Genomic DNA, 15,843 nt, shown 5'->3' on the forward strand with positions numbered 1-15,843 from the left:
AAAGCTTCCCGGCCCACCGCCGGTTGCAGGACAATTAGCATACAGACATAGCTTTCTTGGCGGACATCATTATAATTCTTCAAACACCACCAAGATTAAACTCCAAATTAAACACTACGTATTGAGGTCCTGATGATTTCCCGCCCATCGCTGATGAGTAAAATTTTTCTTGTTTTTTTCGGGCTACTTTTTGCCAGTGCAGCCTTTGCCGTCGTGCCGACCCCAAGACTGCCCACACCACCAGCACCCGCCCTGCCGTCCATCGTCAGCTATGTGCTGATGGATTATGATACGGGTCAGATTATTGCCGCGAAAAGCGAAAACCTGCGCCGCGCACCGGCCAGCCTCACCAAGCTGATGACCGCCTACCTGACTTATCAAGCCATCCACAATGGCACCCTCAATACCAATGAAAACATACAAATATCCAACACGGCCTGGAAAACCGGTGGTTCCAGCATGTTTATCCAGCCTGGTCTGGCGGTCAACGTTGACCAACTGTTGCACGGGCTACTCATTGATTCGGGCAATGATGCCGCCGTGGCCTTAGCCGAAACCGTGGCAGGAAGCCAGTCCGGCTTCGTAACCCTGATGAATGAGACGGCGGCTCAACTGGGACTGCATAATACTCATTACAATAATGTCGATGGTTTGCCGGATGACAACCTGTATACCACCGCTCTGGATGTCGCGCGGCTATCCCAGACACTGATTCAGCAATACCCTCAAGTCATTCAAATTACCCAAAAAAAATCCTATACCTACAACAAAATCACCCAACGAAGCTGGAATCCTGTACTGTTTCGTGACCCCAGTGTCGATGGTCTGAAAACAGGACTGACGGATGCCTCCGGCTATTGCATCGACGCTACTGCACAACGCAATGGTCGGCGCCTGATTGCCGTAGTGATGGGTGGGCCTAACTGGTCTGGCAGTACCAATGCCGTAGAAGCATTGTTGGACTACGGTTATCGATTTTTCGTGAATCATCCGGTTTACCAGTCGGGCCAGCAGGTTGGTAAAATCACGCGGAACGACTTCTCTCCCATGCATGTTCCCGTAGGTGTCACCCAAAAGGTCATCGTCACCGTACCCAAGGGTCATTTTTCTGATTTGCAGCGCGTTGTCGAACTCAGCCCCAATTTGCAGGCCCCCCTGAAAAAAGGTACCGTCGTGGGAGCATTGGTTTTCCAGCTTGACGGTAAAACACTAAAAACAGTCCCGGTGGTCAGCATGGTTTCTGCAGAGAAAGCCGGCTGGTTATCGCGGATGTTCCACAAAATTGGTGACGCGCTCTGAAACAGAATGAGGGGCTTGCATGAAAACAGAAACCCAGCTAGCAGATGATTTTCCCCATCTGCATCATGTCAAGGTCATTGGGCAGCATGCTGATCTGCTGGGGGCGGTACGCGAAGCCGTAGAGCCCCATGCCCCTGATTTACCGGAAAGCGCTTTTGCCCTGCGTGCCAGCAGTCAGGGCCAGTATCTTTCGGTAACCATCTCTTTGGAAATACAAAACGAAGCCCAGCTTCTGAATATTTATACGGCGGTAAAGGCCGTGGACGGAGTCATCCTCTGCTTATGAACAATTCTCCCATACTGGTGCGCTGTTGGCCCGGAATCCTGCCCTACTTTACGGTGCTGGATGCCATGCGCGAGTTCACCACCCAGCGCGATGCAGAAACCCCTGATCAAATGTGGCTACTCCAGCATCCGCCGGTATTTACGCTTGGTCGCAATGCCGATGCCGCCGATGTTCTGGATCCTGGCTCCATACCGGTCATCCGCAGTGATCGGGGGGGCAAGGTGACCTACCATGGCCCCGGGCAATGGATTGTTTACCTGCTGATTGATTTACCCCGAATGGGTATTAATGTGCGGCAACTCACCAGCATGATGGAACATTCTGTGATTCAACTCCTGGCAGATCATGGGGTAAATGCCCATGCGCGCAGGGATGCTCCCGGCGTTTATGTAGGCGAGGCCAAAATCGCCTCTTTAGGTCTGCGCGTCCAGCGCGGACGTAGCTACCATGGTTTAAGCCTGAATACTGATATGGATTTATCTCCTTTTCAGCGCATTCATCCTTGCGGAATGCCCCAACTCGCCGTCACCCAGATTCACGATCTCTGTCCCGACTGGCCCAGTCGGGACGTTGCCGAAGCGTTGATGAACGCGCTTTCCGATCAGCTGCAGCGACCTCTACAAAAAGGCGGTGCCTGATCATGGAAACCCGCTCAGACAAAAAAGCCGGAAGAGGTGCTGAAAAAACAGCCCGCAATCCTATCCCTATCCCCATCATTCCTGTAGAAACGCCGAGAGTGCCTAAACCGCAATGGTTGCGTGTACGCTCGCCCTTATCTCCGGAAGTCGATCGACTCAAAAAAATTCTGCGCGCAGCGGATCTACATACCGTCTGTGAGGAAGCTTCGTGCCCCAATCTGGGTGAATGCTTCGGCGGTGGAACGGCCACTTTCATGATTTTGGGCGATGTATGCACACGCCGCTGCCCGTTTTGTGATGTGGCCCACGGCCGCCCCAAGCCCCCTGATTCGGCAGAGCCGCTACATCTTGCCCAAACCGTCGCGACAATGGGACTACGTTTTGTGGTCATCACTTCTGTAGATCGGGATGATCTAAGAGATGGTGGCGCCCAGCATTTCGCGGAGGTAATCAGCGCCTTACGCAATCATTGTCCGAATCTCCACATAGAAATTCTGGTGCCCGACTTTCGCGGACGCGTCGATAAGGCTCTGGCGGCACTCCGCAATACTCCCCCAGATGTATTCAATCACAATCTCGAAACTGTGCCTCGCCTTTATTTACAGGCCCGACCCGGTGCCGATTATCGACATTCCCTCAATTTACTGGCAGCCTTCAAGGCAGAACATCCAGATATTCCCAGCAAATCAGGGCTGATGCTTGGGCTCGGAGAAGAGCTGGATGAAATTCGAGAGGTCATGCAGGACCTTCGTCAAGCGGGTTGCGAGTTGCTGACCTTGGGACAGTATTTATCTCCTTCCCGTCACCACCTGCCCGTCGCCCGCTTCGTGCCCCCGGATGAATTTGAAACCCTGCGCCTGGATGGACTGGCCATGGGCTTCCGTCATGTCGCCAGTGGCCCGCTGGTACGTTCCTCCTACCATGCCGAACGCAGCTTTCATGAAATGACTGAAGACTGACCGGAAGCTGCCATGCTACTGCGTTACACCACGGTACTGACGCTGGCATCGGCGCTACTCCAACCGCCGGGAGTATTGTTCCTGTTGGCCATGTTTGGCTGGCTGAGTGAGGTACTGGGCTGGCGATACATGGGACGGACGCTGATTATTTTGGCCCTGGGTATTTTATACTTTTTTTCAACCGCGATCGGTGCCCGATTGCTGCTCATGCCTCTGGAAAACCGCTATCCGACCCTACACCAGCCATTAACGGGAGCAGAGCGCCCAGGAGCCATCGTCGTACTGGGTGGTGGAGAAGTCATGGATTCTCCCCATTCTCGCCAGGAAACCGCCAATGCCCGTACTTTGGTACGGCTCATGGCAGCGGCGCGACTCGCCAGGCAAACGCAGCTGCCGGTGGTCCCGAGTGGGGGGGCGCCGCGTTTTGGAGTTGCTGCGGAAGCCACAACCATGGCACATATTCTCCGCCAGGATTTTCATGTTACCAGTCCAATATGGCCGGAAACCCACTCCTACAATACGGCAGCCAACGCGGCCGACTCCAGCATCCTGCTGGCAGCGCATCATATCCAAAAAATATATCTGGTGACTTCCGCCCTGCACATGCCTCGGGCTGTCGCCTGGTTTAGCTTGTCTCATTTGGAAGTAATCCCGGTACCCACCGACTATCGGCTGAATCAGGTCCGGGAGCTGAAGATGGATAGCTGGCTACCTCGAGCCATTTTCATGGAAATCAGCAGTGAGGCCTGCCATGAATACCTTGGCCTGCTCTGGCTTTGGCTGCAAGAACAGGGCCTCGGTAACGGCAATTAATATTCACGGAAGTTACTGGTTTTTACTATCCGGGAGACTCACTTGCACATGCAAATGTTCGCGATCACTGGGCTTGGCCAGCTGCAACGGCGCTGGTACTGCTGCGCCATTGGCTGAAGGCCCATAAGGCGCATAAGCATAAGGCTTGGCTGGTAAGGCGGCAGCCAGGGTCTGATAACTGGGAGCATTGACACCGATGGGCAAAGCCACTGTGTTGTGCTCACCGACAATGCGCCGTACTTTGCTCCAGTCAATTTCTTGGTGAATATGATTCACCTCCATGAAATCCTTGATACGCATGGCTGCTCGCTGCAGCTCAGGAACCCCCTTGTGATAGGTGTCCATGGGCTTGTAGGACTGCAAATAGACTTCGCCATTGTGCACGCCTACCAGATTAGGCATATCTATAATCCGCACCGGGGTTCCGACCGGAACCATGGGAAACAACTGCGCGACATTTTCAGGGAACATCTGAAAACAGCCCTGGCTGGCGCGCATGCCCACACCCCAGGGATGATAGGTGCCATGAATAAATATCCCGGAAAGACCCGTTTCCATGGCCAACTCACCCATTGGATTTTCCGGTCCAGGCGGCCAATACCAGGGAATATCCATGTGGAATTTTGTCTTGAACCAGGAATGAATATTTTTGGGAACATTCCAGGCCGGCATTTTGAACTTGGCAATAATCTGGGTGGTAGTCAGATTCTCTTTCCAACCAGGCAGAAACACACCGACCGGATAGGTGTACACCACATGATCATTATTCGGGAAAAAGTAAATCCGCCGTGCGGGTATATCCACCACGATTCCGGTCCAGGGCTTGGGCGGCAATATATACTGGGCGGGAATGACCACCTTACTAGCCTGCCCCGGTAACCAGGGATTCACTCCGGGATTGGCTTTGGTAACCTGATTGTAGCCCAGATCGTAAAACCGACCGATATCCAGAAGTGTGTCGTCTCGATGCGTAGTGACTGCATGCAATGTACCCACCACATTGCCGTGCTCTGGCAAGGGAAACACGCTCGCCTGAGCGAAGCCAACACCCAAAGCACTTAGTGCAGCAGTTAACAGCCAGATACCCCATTGTTTTTGCTTCATTAGCCTTCCTGTTTACGGCAAATACCATTAAGATGCCCAGCCAATCCAAAGGATCGTTGGCAGCATTTTATTTAACGGTCATAATCATAAGGGAAAAGGAGGCCTTTATGGAATCACCTCATCTGATATTTCTAAAAAATGTAGCGCAGGGAGCACCGGCAAACTCACCAGAAATCCGTGATGCCCTCCACCGCCTCGACCATATGCTTAGCGATCTGGCCAGCGACCTGCAGATCCCTTTTGTGGGGCCGTGCGTGGGTTTGCGCCACGCACCGGAACAGCATTTGCTCAGCGTCGCGGAACATCGCTGGTCCCAAGCCGATTCGTATTGGGGCGCAGCCATCTGCAGCCATCATCCTGTTTACGGCTTGCGAGCAGAATGGACGCTGGCCACGGTCAGTCGCGAAAGATTGCCCATTGTCGTCCGGGCTCTGCCCAGCTTTTTTTCTGGCTACGCGGCCATTGCCGCACAATCTGCTGATCCCTCGCGCCCGAGCGTGTCCCGGTTAAAATCTCTTGCTGAACTGTTTGCACATTGACAGAACATTTAAAACGCCTATTTACGAGGCTATGAGTCAATTGCCGCAAAAATGCGTTTAACCGGAAGTGAGCTTTGTGTATGGAACTACCCCTAAGCAGCCTGATTATTATTGTGTTACTGCTCGCCCTGGTGGTTTCAGCGGGGCTGTGGAAGCTGTTCAACAGAAAACGGCTGCTTAAAAATACCGCAAAACCCCAAAAAATCACGCCTACCCCTAAAAACTCAGCTTTGGTTCCAACTGTACAAATTGCCGGAACAGACAGTTCTGATGTTACGCATCATGCCACATCTACTGAAGTGGATGAGACCAGTATCCTGGATGAAATTGAAATATACCTCGCTTACGGCCATCTGGAGCAAGCGGCCACCTCACTCAGCTGGTACGTTATCCACAATCCTGATGATACCCGGCAAAGCCGAAGATTACTGGCTTTATATCAGGAAATTCCAGACCTGGATCGCTTTGCAGAATTGCTGAGTAATTTGTGTGATTCAGGAATCATATCCGGCGCCGAAGCCCAGGACCTGACCCTTGCCGGCCTGCAAGCTGACCTGGAAAACCTCCAACTCCGTGTGCTTGCCGAAAATTTGGGCATCAGCAATAGTCAGTTGGCAGCCATTAGCACAATCAAAACCAGCGAAGCCCAGCCAGCACCTTCATCAACACTCATCAGGGTACAGCAGGAACTCCAGCAGGCCCTTGTCAACCCCGAACCCATGGATATGGATCTCAGCGGCTTTTCCGAAAAGCCTCTGCAATCATTCCAGAGCAACGATCCTTCTGAAATGGTCAGCAATAATGTAGAAGTGCTGCTCCAAGGTGATGTAAAAATTGACGCTATAACCCCCAGGGAGTGGGAAACGGCTACGACTCTGGCAGACCCCTTGGCTACTATTCGCGCATTACTGGCGACCCAACAAATTCAGGAGGCCGAGCGAATACTGAAACGCCATCTCATTTTTGAACCACGTAAGTTGATACTGCATGTTACCTTGCTGGATATTTTTTACCGACAAAAACGCTGTGCCAATTACGCAGAATCTTTATTGCAGTTATATATCAGTTTGTGGGGAGCTGGCAGCGCACTCCGCGCCCGAATGCTTAAACATGGCCGACAACTGGGTGAACATCCGCTCTGGGATCATCTGATAGCCAGCGAGGCAGACAAGCACATTCTCGCCGAACAAGCAGAAAAATATGGTCTCTATCTTCCCTTGACAGCCATCCCTTTTTCCAGCCCGGCACTGGTTCTGGAGGAGATTCATCGTAATCATCAGATCATGCCCCACAACAATGATGACAGTATCCTTGAAGAATTCGACAGCCTGCTGGAGTACGGACAAGTGGAAGAGGCCGTTGATCTTCTTGAAAAAGCCACCCTGGCACGCCCTGATCACGAGTTTTACTATCGCCCGCTTCTGGAAATGTATGAGCGCATGGGTGCTCATGAGCGCTTTTCCAGTTTTACCCGATCCATACTCAATATGGATACGCCACCTGATGAAGAAATCATGCGGCAGATGTTTAGCCTTGCTGAACGCATGCAACGCCAACCGCAGCGACAGGTTATTTAGGATTTGATCATGACGAATAATACTCCAGACAATGCCAGCATCCTCGTCCGCAGCCTCGGCATGGACACTCGTAAAGAAGCTGTTTTTCGCATGGCGTTTAAAATGCACACACGGCGTCACTATGAACTGATGGAATCAGGAGATGATCGCGTCGCCCACCTGAGCATTGTGGACATTGACGGGCCAGGGGGCACTGAACTCGCGACAAATTTGCATCAGTGCGAACCTGAGCAGCGGATACTCGTGACCACTATAGCTTCACCGGCAGATTGTATTTTCCCCATACTTCAAAAGCCGGTACGCATGGAAACCTTGTTCCCGGCATTGGAATCTCTTCTGCTGGACACACCCAGAACACCTGAAAAACAGGATACCAATATCAAGCCCATTCGACCGGATATAGCAGTCCCGGTCACCAGCCTCCATACTCAGCAAGCTAGTCCATCCCCGGCTCCGCAAAATGCACCAGAAGTACCCGTAGCACCCAGCAAGCCCGCTCCCGTTCTTCGCCCCGAGGAAGTGCAGTATTTTAATCCTGATGAAGGATTATTGGGACTTCTAAAAATTGCTCAGCGCGATCATGGTATTAGCATAATTTCCGATCAAAACCAGCGCGCGATTGTGCGCCTTGATCCCTCCACAGACCAGGCAGCGGCCCTAATAGATGATGAACAACTGCAGCAACTGTGCCACGTTTCTGCAGGTCATCTGCAGATGAGAGCCCCAAGAGAGGCCGATTCAGGAGAAAACAGCAGCCTTCGTCATATGTCCCTGCAATCCTTGCTCTGGCAAGTAGCCGCATGGACAGCCAATGGGCGATTAAATCAAAAATTGCCACTCAACGCCCCGGTTCAGCTGAAACAATGGCCTAATCTGACGCGTCTGCCCATGCTTCCTGATGCATTAAGACTGGCTGCGTTTCTGGCGCGTTCCCCGGCCTCGCCCGCTCTCACTGTCAAGATGTTACGCATCGAACCCCGGGATTTGTTCAATTTTCTTGCTGCTGCAGATAGCCTGGAATTACTCCGCTACAACACGCCGGAAAATCCGGGCAATATCGTTCGAATGCCACATGATTCAGCATCCTTAGAGACAGAAATCCCTGCAGCCAAACGAAGCTTTTTGGGCCGTCTCCTGAAACGTATAGCCGGAATATAAGGCTGGGGCGCGCAGCGATGCAGATAACAATGATTTTCAAGGAGCCAATTTGTGAGAGAAGATAATAAAATCGTTTTTACCGGTCCGGTAGGTGCGGGGAAAACCACGGCCATATCCGTATTATCCGACACACCCATCATATCTACAGATGCTCAGGCTTCGGACATGACCCTGAATCGTAAGGGTCATACAACCGTCGCCATGGACTATGGCATTCTCAAACTGGACACCCAAACCAAAATTCATCTATATGGCACCCCGGGTCAAGAACGCTTTGATTTCATGTGGGACATCCTGACTACGGGCGGACTGGGTCTGGTGCTCATGCTCGACAACACTCGCCCTAATCCCAAGAAGGATCTCCACTTTTTTCTGCACGCCTTCAAGGACTACATCATCAATGTTCCAGTCGTCATTGGTATTTCCAAAACCGATGTCCAGAACCATCCAGGTCCTGCTGATTATGCGAACATGCTTCCTGAAGTCACCGCTGACCTCAAAATGCTCAATCCCATCCCCCCCATTTTTGAAATTGATGGCCGCAAAAAGGAGGACATCAAAAACCTGGTCATGGCCCTGCTTTATTCCATTGACCCAGGAATTGGAGACATCTTATGAGTGTAGAGCTGGTTGCAACGCGTACTGAAGTATACGCTGAGCTTACTCCTGCAGGAGCCTTTTACGCGACTTCCAGTCCTGATCAGGAAGGTAATCGTACCATTCTGTTGCACGTACTACGCGAAGGTCACCACGCTCCTTTTACGACGGAAATTGCCAGTCAATGGGCGGAAAACAACAATACGGATAAAGCCTTGCGCAGCATTTTCCGGCTACAGCGCCTTGGTCTTCTGCGCGGCACCCATCAGGCCCGTACTGACAGCACACTGCGACTGGAAGACGCGTTACCACCGCTACTGGCCCGCCTGTCTGACCAGCAAAAAACCCTCCTGGCCGATGAAAATGGTTTTTATCTGGCTGCAGCAGGCTTTGCTCATGAAGCTGCGGAGGAGCTGGCGGGACTTTCTGCTGATCTGCTTTCCCTGCAATCACGCCATAATCGCCTGCTCAAAAACAATTTACGGGTCAACACGGAAACCTGGGGGCTGCTGGACCCTTCCGGTCGATCGGAATTGGGCTTTTGGCCGCTGTTCATCGGACAACAGCGTTTCATGCTCGTCGTCAGCGGAACGCCCCGTCTCCAGGATCAATCCTTCGTGACCTTGGTTCAGGATCTCGACAAACGTTACCGCTAAGCACAACCCACTTTAATATTGCATTATTGACAGTTTATTCAGGAGAAACACCATGCGCGAAGAAATGCTCAAATCCATCCTCAGTGACCTCAATGGCTCATCCGCCGATATTGAGGCTTCTGCGGTCATCTCCACAGATGGTCTGACCATCGCTTCCCTGCTTTCTTCCACCATGGACGAGGACCGCGTCGGTGCGATGGCCGCCGCCATGCTATCCCTGGGCGACCGAACGGCAGCAGAGCTGGCTCGCGGCGAACTCGAACAAGTCATGATCAAGGGCGATAACGGTTATGTGCTGCTCATTCATGCCGGCCCAGATGCGGTACTGACCATTATCGCCCGCAAGGAAGCCAAGCTAGGTCTGGTATTTCTGGATGCCAAACGTGCATCAAGTGGCATTGCCGAATTGCTATGAGCCTCCCTTTTCAAGGGATTTGCCCCTGATCCCTTCACAGCCTCTGCTCCATTGGTTCATAATGCACCAAATCACTGTCTGAGACGCATATGACTTTTCAGGAAATCATCCAGCGGCTCCAAAACTTCTGGGCCGCTCAAGGTTGCGTATTGTTGCAGCCCATGGACATGCCCGTTGGAGCCGGTACCTTTCATCCTGCCACCTTTCTCCGCGCCATTGGTCCAGAACCATGGCGAGCCGCTTATGTGCAGCCTTCCAGACGTCCCACAGACGGCCGCTACGGAGACAATCCAAATCGTCTCCAGCATTACTACCAGTTTCAGGCGGTACTCAAACCTAACCCGAGTAATCTTCAGGATTTGTATCTGGAGTCCTTGGCGGTGCTGGGCATTGATCCAAAATTGCAGGACATCCGCTTTGTCGAAGATGACTGGGAATCACCCACGCTGGGTGCCTGGGGCCTTGGCTGGGAAGTCTGGCTGAATGGCATGGAAGTCACCCAGTTCACATATTTCCAGCAGGTGGGCGGCCTCGATTGTCACCCGGTCATGGGCGAAGTGACCTATGGTCTGGAACGTCTCGCCATGTATTTGCAAGGTGTAGAGAGTGTGTACGATCTAATCTGGACGCCGGGTGTGCTGTATGGAGATGTATTTCACCAAAACGAGGTGGAACAGTCCCGCTATAATTTCGAGCTGGCACCCATAGACGACCTTTTCCAGCGCTTTGATCGCGCTGAGGCAGATTGCCGCAAGCTGCTTGATCACAAACTCCCTTTGCCAGCCTACGAGCGGGTTCTCGACTGTTCCCATACGTTTAATCTCCTGGATGCCCGCCATGCCATCGGCGTCAATGAACGCGCCCGCTTCATTGGTCGGGTACGCGGACTGGCCAAAGGCGTTGCGGAAATTTATGCAGAAGCCCGTGCCGAACTCGGCCACCCTCTGCTACGGAGTGAATGATGTCCGCCCATGAAAATCCTCTCCAGGAAGATTGCCTTCTGGAAATCGGTTGTGAAGAGCTACCCGCGCGTGAGCAGCTCCCCATTCGTAACGCCGCCATTGAACAAATGACGCGTCTGCTGAATGATGCCGGTCTCAGCTTTGGTCAAATCACGGCTTACGTCACTCCACGACGTTTAGCATTATGGATTCAGAACCTGGCGCTGCACAGTCAGCCACGAGAAAGCATCCGCCGTGGCCCCCCCGTAGAAAGAGCGCGTGATGCGGCGGGTAACATAACCCCGGCTGCCGAAGGCTTTGCCCGTTCCTGTGGGGTTGCCTTTGCTGATCTCAGCACCCTCGATACGGAAAAAGGACCGGTGCTGGCCTGGCGGGAGGTCGAAGCAGCTCGCAGTAGTCACAGTCTGCTGCCTGACATTGCCAGTCAGACCATTGCCGCCCTGCCCCTGCGTAAACGTATGCACTGGGGGACCCGTCAGGATAGCTTCATTCGTCCGGTGCGCTGGTTACTATTGCGGCAAGGACAACAAATGCTGGACTGGCAGGCATTCGGACTGCAGGCCGGCGGACAGAGCTTTGGTCACCGTGTGCATCATCCTGAAGCGATCCAGATTGATCAGCCCGCCAATTACGCTGCAGCCTTGCTGGAGGCCCAGGTCATGGCCGACTTCGACGCTCGCCGGACGCATATTTCCCATAAAATTTCGGTCATTGCTGAAGACTTGCGCGCAACCCCCATCTTGCCTTCAGCATTACTGGATGAAATTACCGGACTCAATGAGTGGCCAGTCATCCTGATCGGCAGCTTTGCGGAAGATTATCTGCGCATCCCTGAAGAGGCGCTGATTACGGTTATGATGCAACATCAGCGCTATGTCCCTTTACGTGACGCAAACGGCCGCCTGATTTCCCAATACCTGTTTGCCGCCAATATACACAGTCAGGATGCCCGAATTGTCATTCACGGCAATAATCGCGTGCTACGCGCACGCCTGGCGGATGCGGCTTTTTTCTGGGATCAGGATCGCCAAAAATCCTTGACTGCACGGCTGCCCGAATTACAGAACGTCCTCTTTCAGGAAGGGCTGGGCAGTATTTACGACAAAACCCTGCGCCTGCAAAAAGTAGCGCGGTCATTGAGTAGCCTCTGTAACGTCAAAGCCGATGATCTGGAACGCGCTGCGGCACTGTGTAAAAGTGATTTGCTCTCTGGCGTGGTGGGGGAATTTCCCGAATTGCAAGGCATCATGGGTGGACATTACGCCCGTCATGATGGTGAAAATGCCGAGGTTGTTGCAGCCATTTCCCAACATTACCTGCCCAATGGCCGCGATGACGACACGCCGCAAAGCCCTGCAGGCCAGTGCCTGGCCATTGCCGACAAGCTGGATACCCTCTGCGGTTTTTTTGCCATTGGCAAAACACCTACGGGTGATCGCGATCCCTTCGCCCTGCGCCGGGCGGCCTTGGGCGTCTTACGCATCATTCTGGATGCAGAGCTTGATCTGCCCCTGGACAAAGCCGTGACCCTGACCCTGGAAGCTTTGGGGCATGACATTGTCAAAGACCCGACGGCCATCGGCACTGGCGTACTGGATTTTTTCCAGGACCGGATGCGTGTCTATTTCAAGGAAGAGGGTTTTCGTGCCGACCAGATTAATGCCGTACTCAGTCGTCAACCCCATCAGGTTCTTGATGCCCGTAAACGCCTGGAAGCGCTGGCGCGCTTCCTGACCGAACACCAGGCGGCTGAAGCGCTCGCGGCGCTGATCAAACGCGTCAATAATCTGCTTCGCAAGGAAAACCTCGAAGCACAGCGCGAACCCGATCCGCAATTATTTGAAGATCCCGCCGAACATCAGCTCTGGACACACTGGCAAGTCATGGCCGGGTCCGTTCATACCCATATTCATAACGCACAATATGCCAACGCACTGGACCTTCTGGCCGGATTACGTCCTTCGGTCGACACTTTTTTCGACAACGTCATGGTCCTTGCTGAAAATCCCGAAATACGCCAGAACCGCCTTGCTCTCCTCACCAGGCTGCAGGATGCGTTTTTGGGTGTTGCCGACTTTACGCAAATCCAGGGCTCCTGATGGCGCAGTGGATCATCCTCGATCGCGACGGTGTCATCAACGAAGACAGTAACGCCTTCATTAAATCACCGGCCGAATGGCGACCCATTCCAGGCAGTCTGGAAGCCATTTCCCGTCTCAACCGGGCTGGCTTTCAGGTAGTCATTGCCACTAATCAGTCCGGCGTAGGGCGGGGGCTTTTCGATATTCGCACCCTCACAGCCATCCATCAGCGCATGCGCCAGGAACTCGCCGTTTTTGGGGGGCGTATTGAAGCCATATTCTTTTGCCCCCACCTGCCCGACGCCGGTTGTCAGTGCCGCAAGCCCATGCCGGGCATGTTTCAGGAAATTGCCGAACGCCTGCAAATTTCCTTTGAAAATGTTCCCGCTATTGGAGACAGCCTGCGGGATCTGCAAGCCGCCCAGAAAGCCGGGGCCAAACCGATTCTCGTGCTCACCGGCAAAGGCCAAAATACCCGTCGCGATGCCGAGTCTGCTGGTTTCCCTATTTTTCTGGATCTTGCTGCCGCAGTACAGGCCATCCTCGGTGCCTCTTGATACAAACACTGCGTAGCGGGATTTTCTACATCGGCTTTACCTTATGGACACTCATCTGGGCATTTTTCACCCTGTTGACCATCCCCATGCCCCTTTCCGCCCGGGTCTGGTCCAGCCGCCTCTGGGCACGAACTGCCGTCTTGTGGTTGCGCCTGAGTTGCGGATTGAGTTATCAAGTCACCGGTCTGGAAAATATCCCGGATACGCCCTGCGTCATTGTTGCCAACCATCAATCGGCGCTGGAAACCCTGTTACTCTGGTGTCTTTTCCCACGCCTGTCTTATGTCCTCAAACAGGAACTGTTTCGGATTCCAATTATCGGCTGGGGCTTACGTCTGGCCTGGCCGATCGGCATTGATCGCAGTGCCGGTCGTCAGGCACTCGTGCAGGTCATGGAAGAAGGCAAACTTCGCCTCGCGGCCGGATTTAATGTGGTTATATTTCCTGAAGGCACCCGTTACCCCTGCGGCGAAGTCGGGCCCTTCAGCAGCACGGCCGCCGGACTGGCCCTGCGCGCAGAAGTCCCGCTTTTACCCATTGCCGTCAACAGTGGCTGCTTTTGGGCCCGTAATGACTGGCGAAAGAAATCCGGGAAAGTGGACTTGTGGATTGGCCCGGCTTTCGCGCCGAACGGCAAATCTTCCACCTTAACCGAACAGGCAGAATCCTGGATTCGCAACGCCGTCAGGCAGATGCCAGGCGAAGCTTCAAAGCAGCAATGATGCGCCCTGCCACATCCACCCCACTACTTTTTTCAATACCCTCCAGACTGGGTACGGGGTTCACCTCCAAGACCAGTGCGTTTTGATCCGCGTCGGCCATCAAATCGACACCGGCAAAATCGAGGCCTAATGCAACAGCGGCTTTCCGGGCAATTTCGGCCCAGGAATCGGGTAGATCAGGAAACGCCAAGGCACGGCCACCGCAGTGCAGATTACTGCGAAAATCTTCGGCTGCAGACTCCCGACGCATGGCCGCAACAACCTCTCCGAACAAGACTATCACTCTGACATCCTGGCGACCCGGCAAAAAACGCTGCACCATAGCTTCATGCTGCAGACTCAAAAAAGTATCCAGCATCCCCCGCGCGGCTACCGGGGTCTCGGCCAAACTCACCCCGACCCCCTGCGAACCTTGCAATAGTTTGTGAACGAGGGGCGTGCCCAGCATCTGCAAGGCCAGCTCTTTTTGCCTGGATTCCGTGAAATAAACGGTTTGTGGAACAGCTATTCCCGCCGCAGCCAGAGCCTGCAGGGAGGCAAATTTGTCGCGTGCCAGTTGCAATGCCCCGGCAGAATTCAGACAAAAAGTACCTTTCCCGGCAAAATAACGTAATAAACGCGCACCCAAGGCCGTTATTGGTCCGCCAATGCGGGGAATGACCGCCGCGCAATGTGGAAATTTTTCACCCTGCACATAAAGATCCGCATGAACGCCATTCACAGTCAACAAACATTGTTCCGGAGCCAACAACACGGCTTCCATTCCCGCCGCTTCCACCACCTGGAGCAATTTTTGGGTGGAATAAAGCCCAGGAAAGCGGGACAGTACCGCAATTCTTGGAGTCTCCGACATATTCAGGACACATCCGCACGAAAAGTCAGCAACGGGAGTTCACCATGGGCGATGGATCGCTCGATGAAACCCGCCCTTCCCGGCTTGATCTGCTCGAGACTGCTGCGCGCCTCGGATGTTTGCCCGCAGATTGCCGAAAACAACACCTCCAGCTCCAGAGGATTCACCCGCAAACAGCCAAAAGGATTCTCGGCATTCGCTGCGCGCCAAAATAAATTCGGTAGCCAGCCCTTGCCCTGCACCAGCGGATTCAGGTAGAGCGTCCGGCAACGCTCTGCTATGTGTAATTCAGACTGCTCATTTTGGGTAGTTTCCATTGATTTCATTTGCTCCTTAGTTTGGTCCCTGCAAATTTGTACCTATTCCTGCATGTTGCGGCAAGCTGAACGACAAAACCACTTGCCTTGGCAAAGGAATTATTGTGGAGCATAATGGTCAAGTATATAAACAGTTAATAATGTTTATTCGCAATAGCTGGCCATTCGGCCAAGGAGTGCAGCAATGAGCGACAACAGCACGCAGCAAGGATTAGCGGGGCACGGAGCTTTTTTCCAGGACACAAACTTATCGGCCAACGAAGCGGAAGCGGCCACGGCATGGGTACGCAGTCACGTAGACCGTCGCACC

Annotated in this window: 18 protein-coding genes; 15 read left to right on the forward strand and 3 right to left on the reverse strand. The window is 53.3% G+C overall.

Translation table 11 applies throughout. The annotated features are described in order from the left end of the window. Nucleotides 1–132: 132 nt before the first annotated feature. The 5 genes from HJG40_RS03145 to HJG40_RS03165 are packed head-to-tail and all read left to right on the forward strand — an operon-like array spanning nt 133 to nt 3,995. The gene (locus tag HJG40_RS03145) at nt 133–1,299 is read left to right on the forward strand and encodes a D-alanyl-D-alanine carboxypeptidase family protein (RefSeq protein ID WP_215862850.1); all 1,167 of its coding nucleotides are present in this window, start codon (nt 133–135) and stop codon (nt 1,297–1,299) included. A gap of 19 nt (nt 1,300–1,318) precedes the next feature. After that, complete coding sequence (locus tag HJG40_RS03150) at nt 1,319–1,585, forward strand: YbeD family protein (RefSeq protein WP_215862851.1); 267 nt, start codon at nt 1,319–1,321, stop codon at nt 1,583–1,585. Then, on the forward strand, nt 1,582–2,223 hold the full coding sequence (lipB, locus tag HJG40_RS03155) for a lipoyl(octanoyl) transferase LipB (RefSeq protein WP_215862852.1): 642 nt from the start codon (nt 1,582–1,584) through the stop codon (nt 2,221–2,223). Before HJG40_RS03150 ends, lipB begins: the two co-directional genes overlap by 4 nt. Nucleotides 2,224–2,225: 2 nt before the next feature. Then, nucleotides 2,226–3,182, forward strand: a complete 957-nt coding sequence (lipA, locus tag HJG40_RS03160; protein WP_215862853.1) for a lipoyl synthase — start codon at nt 2,226–2,228, stop codon at nt 3,180–3,182. A 12-nt stretch (nt 3,183–3,194) separates the two neighbouring features. Next, entirely contained in the window at nt 3,195–3,995 is an 801-nt protein-coding gene (locus tag HJG40_RS03165; RefSeq protein ID WP_215862854.1) for a YdcF family protein, read from the forward strand. 12 nt (nt 3,996–4,007) lie between these two features. On the opposite strand, the gene HJG40_RS03170 is transcribed toward HJG40_RS03165, so the two are convergent. Next, entirely contained in the window at nt 4,008–5,099 is a 1,092-nt protein-coding gene (locus HJG40_RS03170) for a L,D-transpeptidase family protein (protein ID WP_215862855.1), read from the reverse strand. 107 nt (nt 5,100–5,206) lie between these two features. On the opposite strand from HJG40_RS03170, the gene HJG40_RS03175 reads away from it, so the two are divergent. From HJG40_RS03175 to HJG40_RS03220, 10 genes are all read left to right on the forward strand, one after another. Next, nucleotides 5,207–5,638: a hypothetical protein gene (locus HJG40_RS03175; protein ID WP_215862856.1), complete on the forward strand. Its 432-nt coding sequence runs from the start codon at nt 5,207–5,209 to the stop codon at nt 5,636–5,638. 80 nt (nt 5,639–5,718) lie between these two features. After that, nucleotides 5,719–7,215, forward strand: a complete 1,497-nt coding sequence (locus HJG40_RS03180) for a hypothetical protein (RefSeq protein ID WP_215862857.1) — start codon at nt 5,719–5,721, stop codon at nt 7,213–7,215. Between the two features lie 9 nt (nt 7,216–7,224). Beyond that, nucleotides 7,225–8,373, forward strand: coding sequence for a response regulator (locus tag HJG40_RS03185; protein WP_215862858.1), 1,149 nt, complete (start codon nt 7,225–7,227; stop codon nt 8,371–8,373). Nucleotides 8,374–8,424: 51 nt separating this feature from the next. After that, nucleotides 8,425–8,991, forward strand: coding sequence for a GTP-binding protein (locus HJG40_RS03190; RefSeq protein ID WP_193651095.1), 567 nt, complete (start codon nt 8,425–8,427; stop codon nt 8,989–8,991). Next, nucleotides 8,988–9,626, forward strand: a complete 639-nt coding sequence (locus HJG40_RS03195) for a roadblock/LC7 domain-containing protein (RefSeq protein ID WP_215862859.1) — start codon at nt 8,988–8,990, stop codon at nt 9,624–9,626. Before HJG40_RS03190 ends, HJG40_RS03195 begins: the two co-directional genes overlap by 4 nt. Nucleotides 9,627–9,678: 52 nt before the next feature. Continuing rightward, entirely contained in the window at nt 9,679–10,041 is a 363-nt protein-coding gene (locus HJG40_RS03200; protein ID WP_024892973.1) for a roadblock/LC7 domain-containing protein, read from the forward strand. 89 nt (nt 10,042–10,130) lie between these two features. Further along, nucleotides 10,131–11,003 carry a glycine--tRNA ligase subunit alpha gene (gene glyQ, locus HJG40_RS03205; protein ID WP_215862860.1) on the forward strand — a complete coding sequence of 291 codons (873 nt, stop codon included), beginning with the start codon at nt 10,131–10,133 and terminating at the stop codon, nt 11,001–11,003. Beyond that, nucleotides 11,003–13,102, forward strand: coding sequence for a glycine--tRNA ligase subunit beta (glyS, locus tag HJG40_RS03210; RefSeq protein WP_215862864.1), 2,100 nt, complete (start codon nt 11,003–11,005; stop codon nt 13,100–13,102). The genes glyQ and glyS overlap by 1 nt, the downstream gene beginning before the upstream one ends. Continuing rightward, nucleotides 13,102–13,641 carry a D-glycero-beta-D-manno-heptose 1,7-bisphosphate 7-phosphatase gene (gene gmhB / locus HJG40_RS03215; RefSeq protein WP_215862861.1) on the forward strand — a complete coding sequence of 180 codons (540 nt, stop codon included), beginning with the start codon at nt 13,102–13,104 and terminating at the stop codon, nt 13,639–13,641. Before glyS ends, gmhB begins: the two co-directional genes overlap by 1 nt. Next, nucleotides 13,638–14,363 (forward strand): lysophospholipid acyltransferase family protein, encoded by a 726-nt coding sequence (locus tag HJG40_RS03220; RefSeq protein ID WP_215862862.1) that lies wholly within the window; start codon nt 13,638–13,640, stop codon nt 14,361–14,363. The genes gmhB and HJG40_RS03220 overlap by 4 nt, the downstream gene beginning before the upstream one ends. Here HJG40_RS03220 and HJG40_RS03225 read toward each other — a convergent pair. Then, nucleotides 14,326–15,216, reverse strand: a complete 891-nt coding sequence (locus tag HJG40_RS03225; RefSeq protein WP_215862863.1) for an ATP-grasp domain-containing protein — start codon at nt 15,214–15,216, stop codon at nt 14,326–14,328. The two genes, HJG40_RS03220 and HJG40_RS03225, sit on opposite strands and share 38 nt — an antisense overlap. Nucleotides 15,217–15,218: 2 nt before the next feature. Further along, the gene (locus tag HJG40_RS03230) at nt 15,219–15,542 is read right to left on the reverse strand and encodes a hypothetical protein (RefSeq protein WP_226856987.1); all 324 of its coding nucleotides are present in this window, start codon (nt 15,540–15,542) and stop codon (nt 15,219–15,221) included. Between the last annotated feature and the right edge of the window lie 301 nt (nt 15,543–15,843).

The organism is Acidithiobacillus concretivorus (genome assembly GCF_018853445.1).
GTDB lineage: Bacteria > Pseudomonadota > Gammaproteobacteria > Acidithiobacillales > Acidithiobacillaceae > Acidithiobacillus > Acidithiobacillus concretivorus.

What these genes read in the sequence shown, in the direction of transcription:
- HJG40_RS03195 (WP_215862859.1), top strand. Translation starts at nt 8,988, where the DNA reads ATGAGTGTAGAGCTGGTTGCAACGCGTACTGAAGTATACGCTGAGCTT.
- HJG40_RS03225 (WP_215862863.1), bottom strand. Translation starts at nt 15,216, where the DNA reads ATGTCGGAGACTCCAAGAATTGCGGTACTGTCCCGCTTTCCTGGGCTT.
- HJG40_RS03175 (WP_215862856.1), top strand. Translation starts at nt 5,207, where the DNA reads ATGGAATCACCTCATCTGATATTTCTAAAAAATGTAGCGCAGGGAGCA.
- HJG40_RS03170 (WP_215862855.1), bottom strand. Translation starts at nt 5,099, where the DNA reads ATGAAGCAAAAACAATGGGGTATCTGGCTGTTAACTGCTGCACTAAGT.
- HJG40_RS03165 (WP_215862854.1), top strand. Translation starts at nt 3,195, where the DNA reads ATGCTACTGCGTTACACCACGGTACTGACGCTGGCATCGGCGCTACTC.
- HJG40_RS03145 (WP_215862850.1), top strand. Translation starts at nt 133, where the DNA reads ATGATTTCCCGCCCATCGCTGATGAGTAAAATTTTTCTTGTTTTTTTC.
- HJG40_RS03230 (WP_226856987.1), bottom strand. Translation starts at nt 15,542, where the DNA reads ATGAAATCAATGGAAACTACCCAAAATGAGCAGTCTGAATTACACATA.
- lipA (WP_215862853.1), top strand. Translation starts at nt 2,226, where the DNA reads ATGGAAACCCGCTCAGACAAAAAAGCCGGAAGAGGTGCTGAAAAAACA.
- gmhB (WP_215862861.1), top strand. Translation starts at nt 13,102, where the DNA reads ATGGCGCAGTGGATCATCCTCGATCGCGACGGTGTCATCAACGAAGAC.
- HJG40_RS03200 (WP_024892973.1), top strand. Translation starts at nt 9,679, where the DNA reads ATGCGCGAAGAAATGCTCAAATCCATCCTCAGTGACCTCAATGGCTCA.
- lipB (WP_215862852.1), top strand. Translation starts at nt 1,582, where the DNA reads ATGAACAATTCTCCCATACTGGTGCGCTGTTGGCCCGGAATCCTGCCC.
- HJG40_RS03180 (WP_215862857.1), top strand. Translation starts at nt 5,719, where the DNA reads ATGGAACTACCCCTAAGCAGCCTGATTATTATTGTGTTACTGCTCGCC.
- glyQ (WP_215862860.1), top strand. Translation starts at nt 10,131, where the DNA reads ATGACTTTTCAGGAAATCATCCAGCGGCTCCAAAACTTCTGGGCCGCT.
- HJG40_RS03185 (WP_215862858.1), top strand. Translation starts at nt 7,225, where the DNA reads ATGACGAATAATACTCCAGACAATGCCAGCATCCTCGTCCGCAGCCTC.
- HJG40_RS03150 (WP_215862851.1), top strand. Translation starts at nt 1,319, where the DNA reads ATGAAAACAGAAACCCAGCTAGCAGATGATTTTCCCCATCTGCATCAT.
- glyS (WP_215862864.1), top strand. Translation starts at nt 11,003, where the DNA reads ATGTCCGCCCATGAAAATCCTCTCCAGGAAGATTGCCTTCTGGAAATC.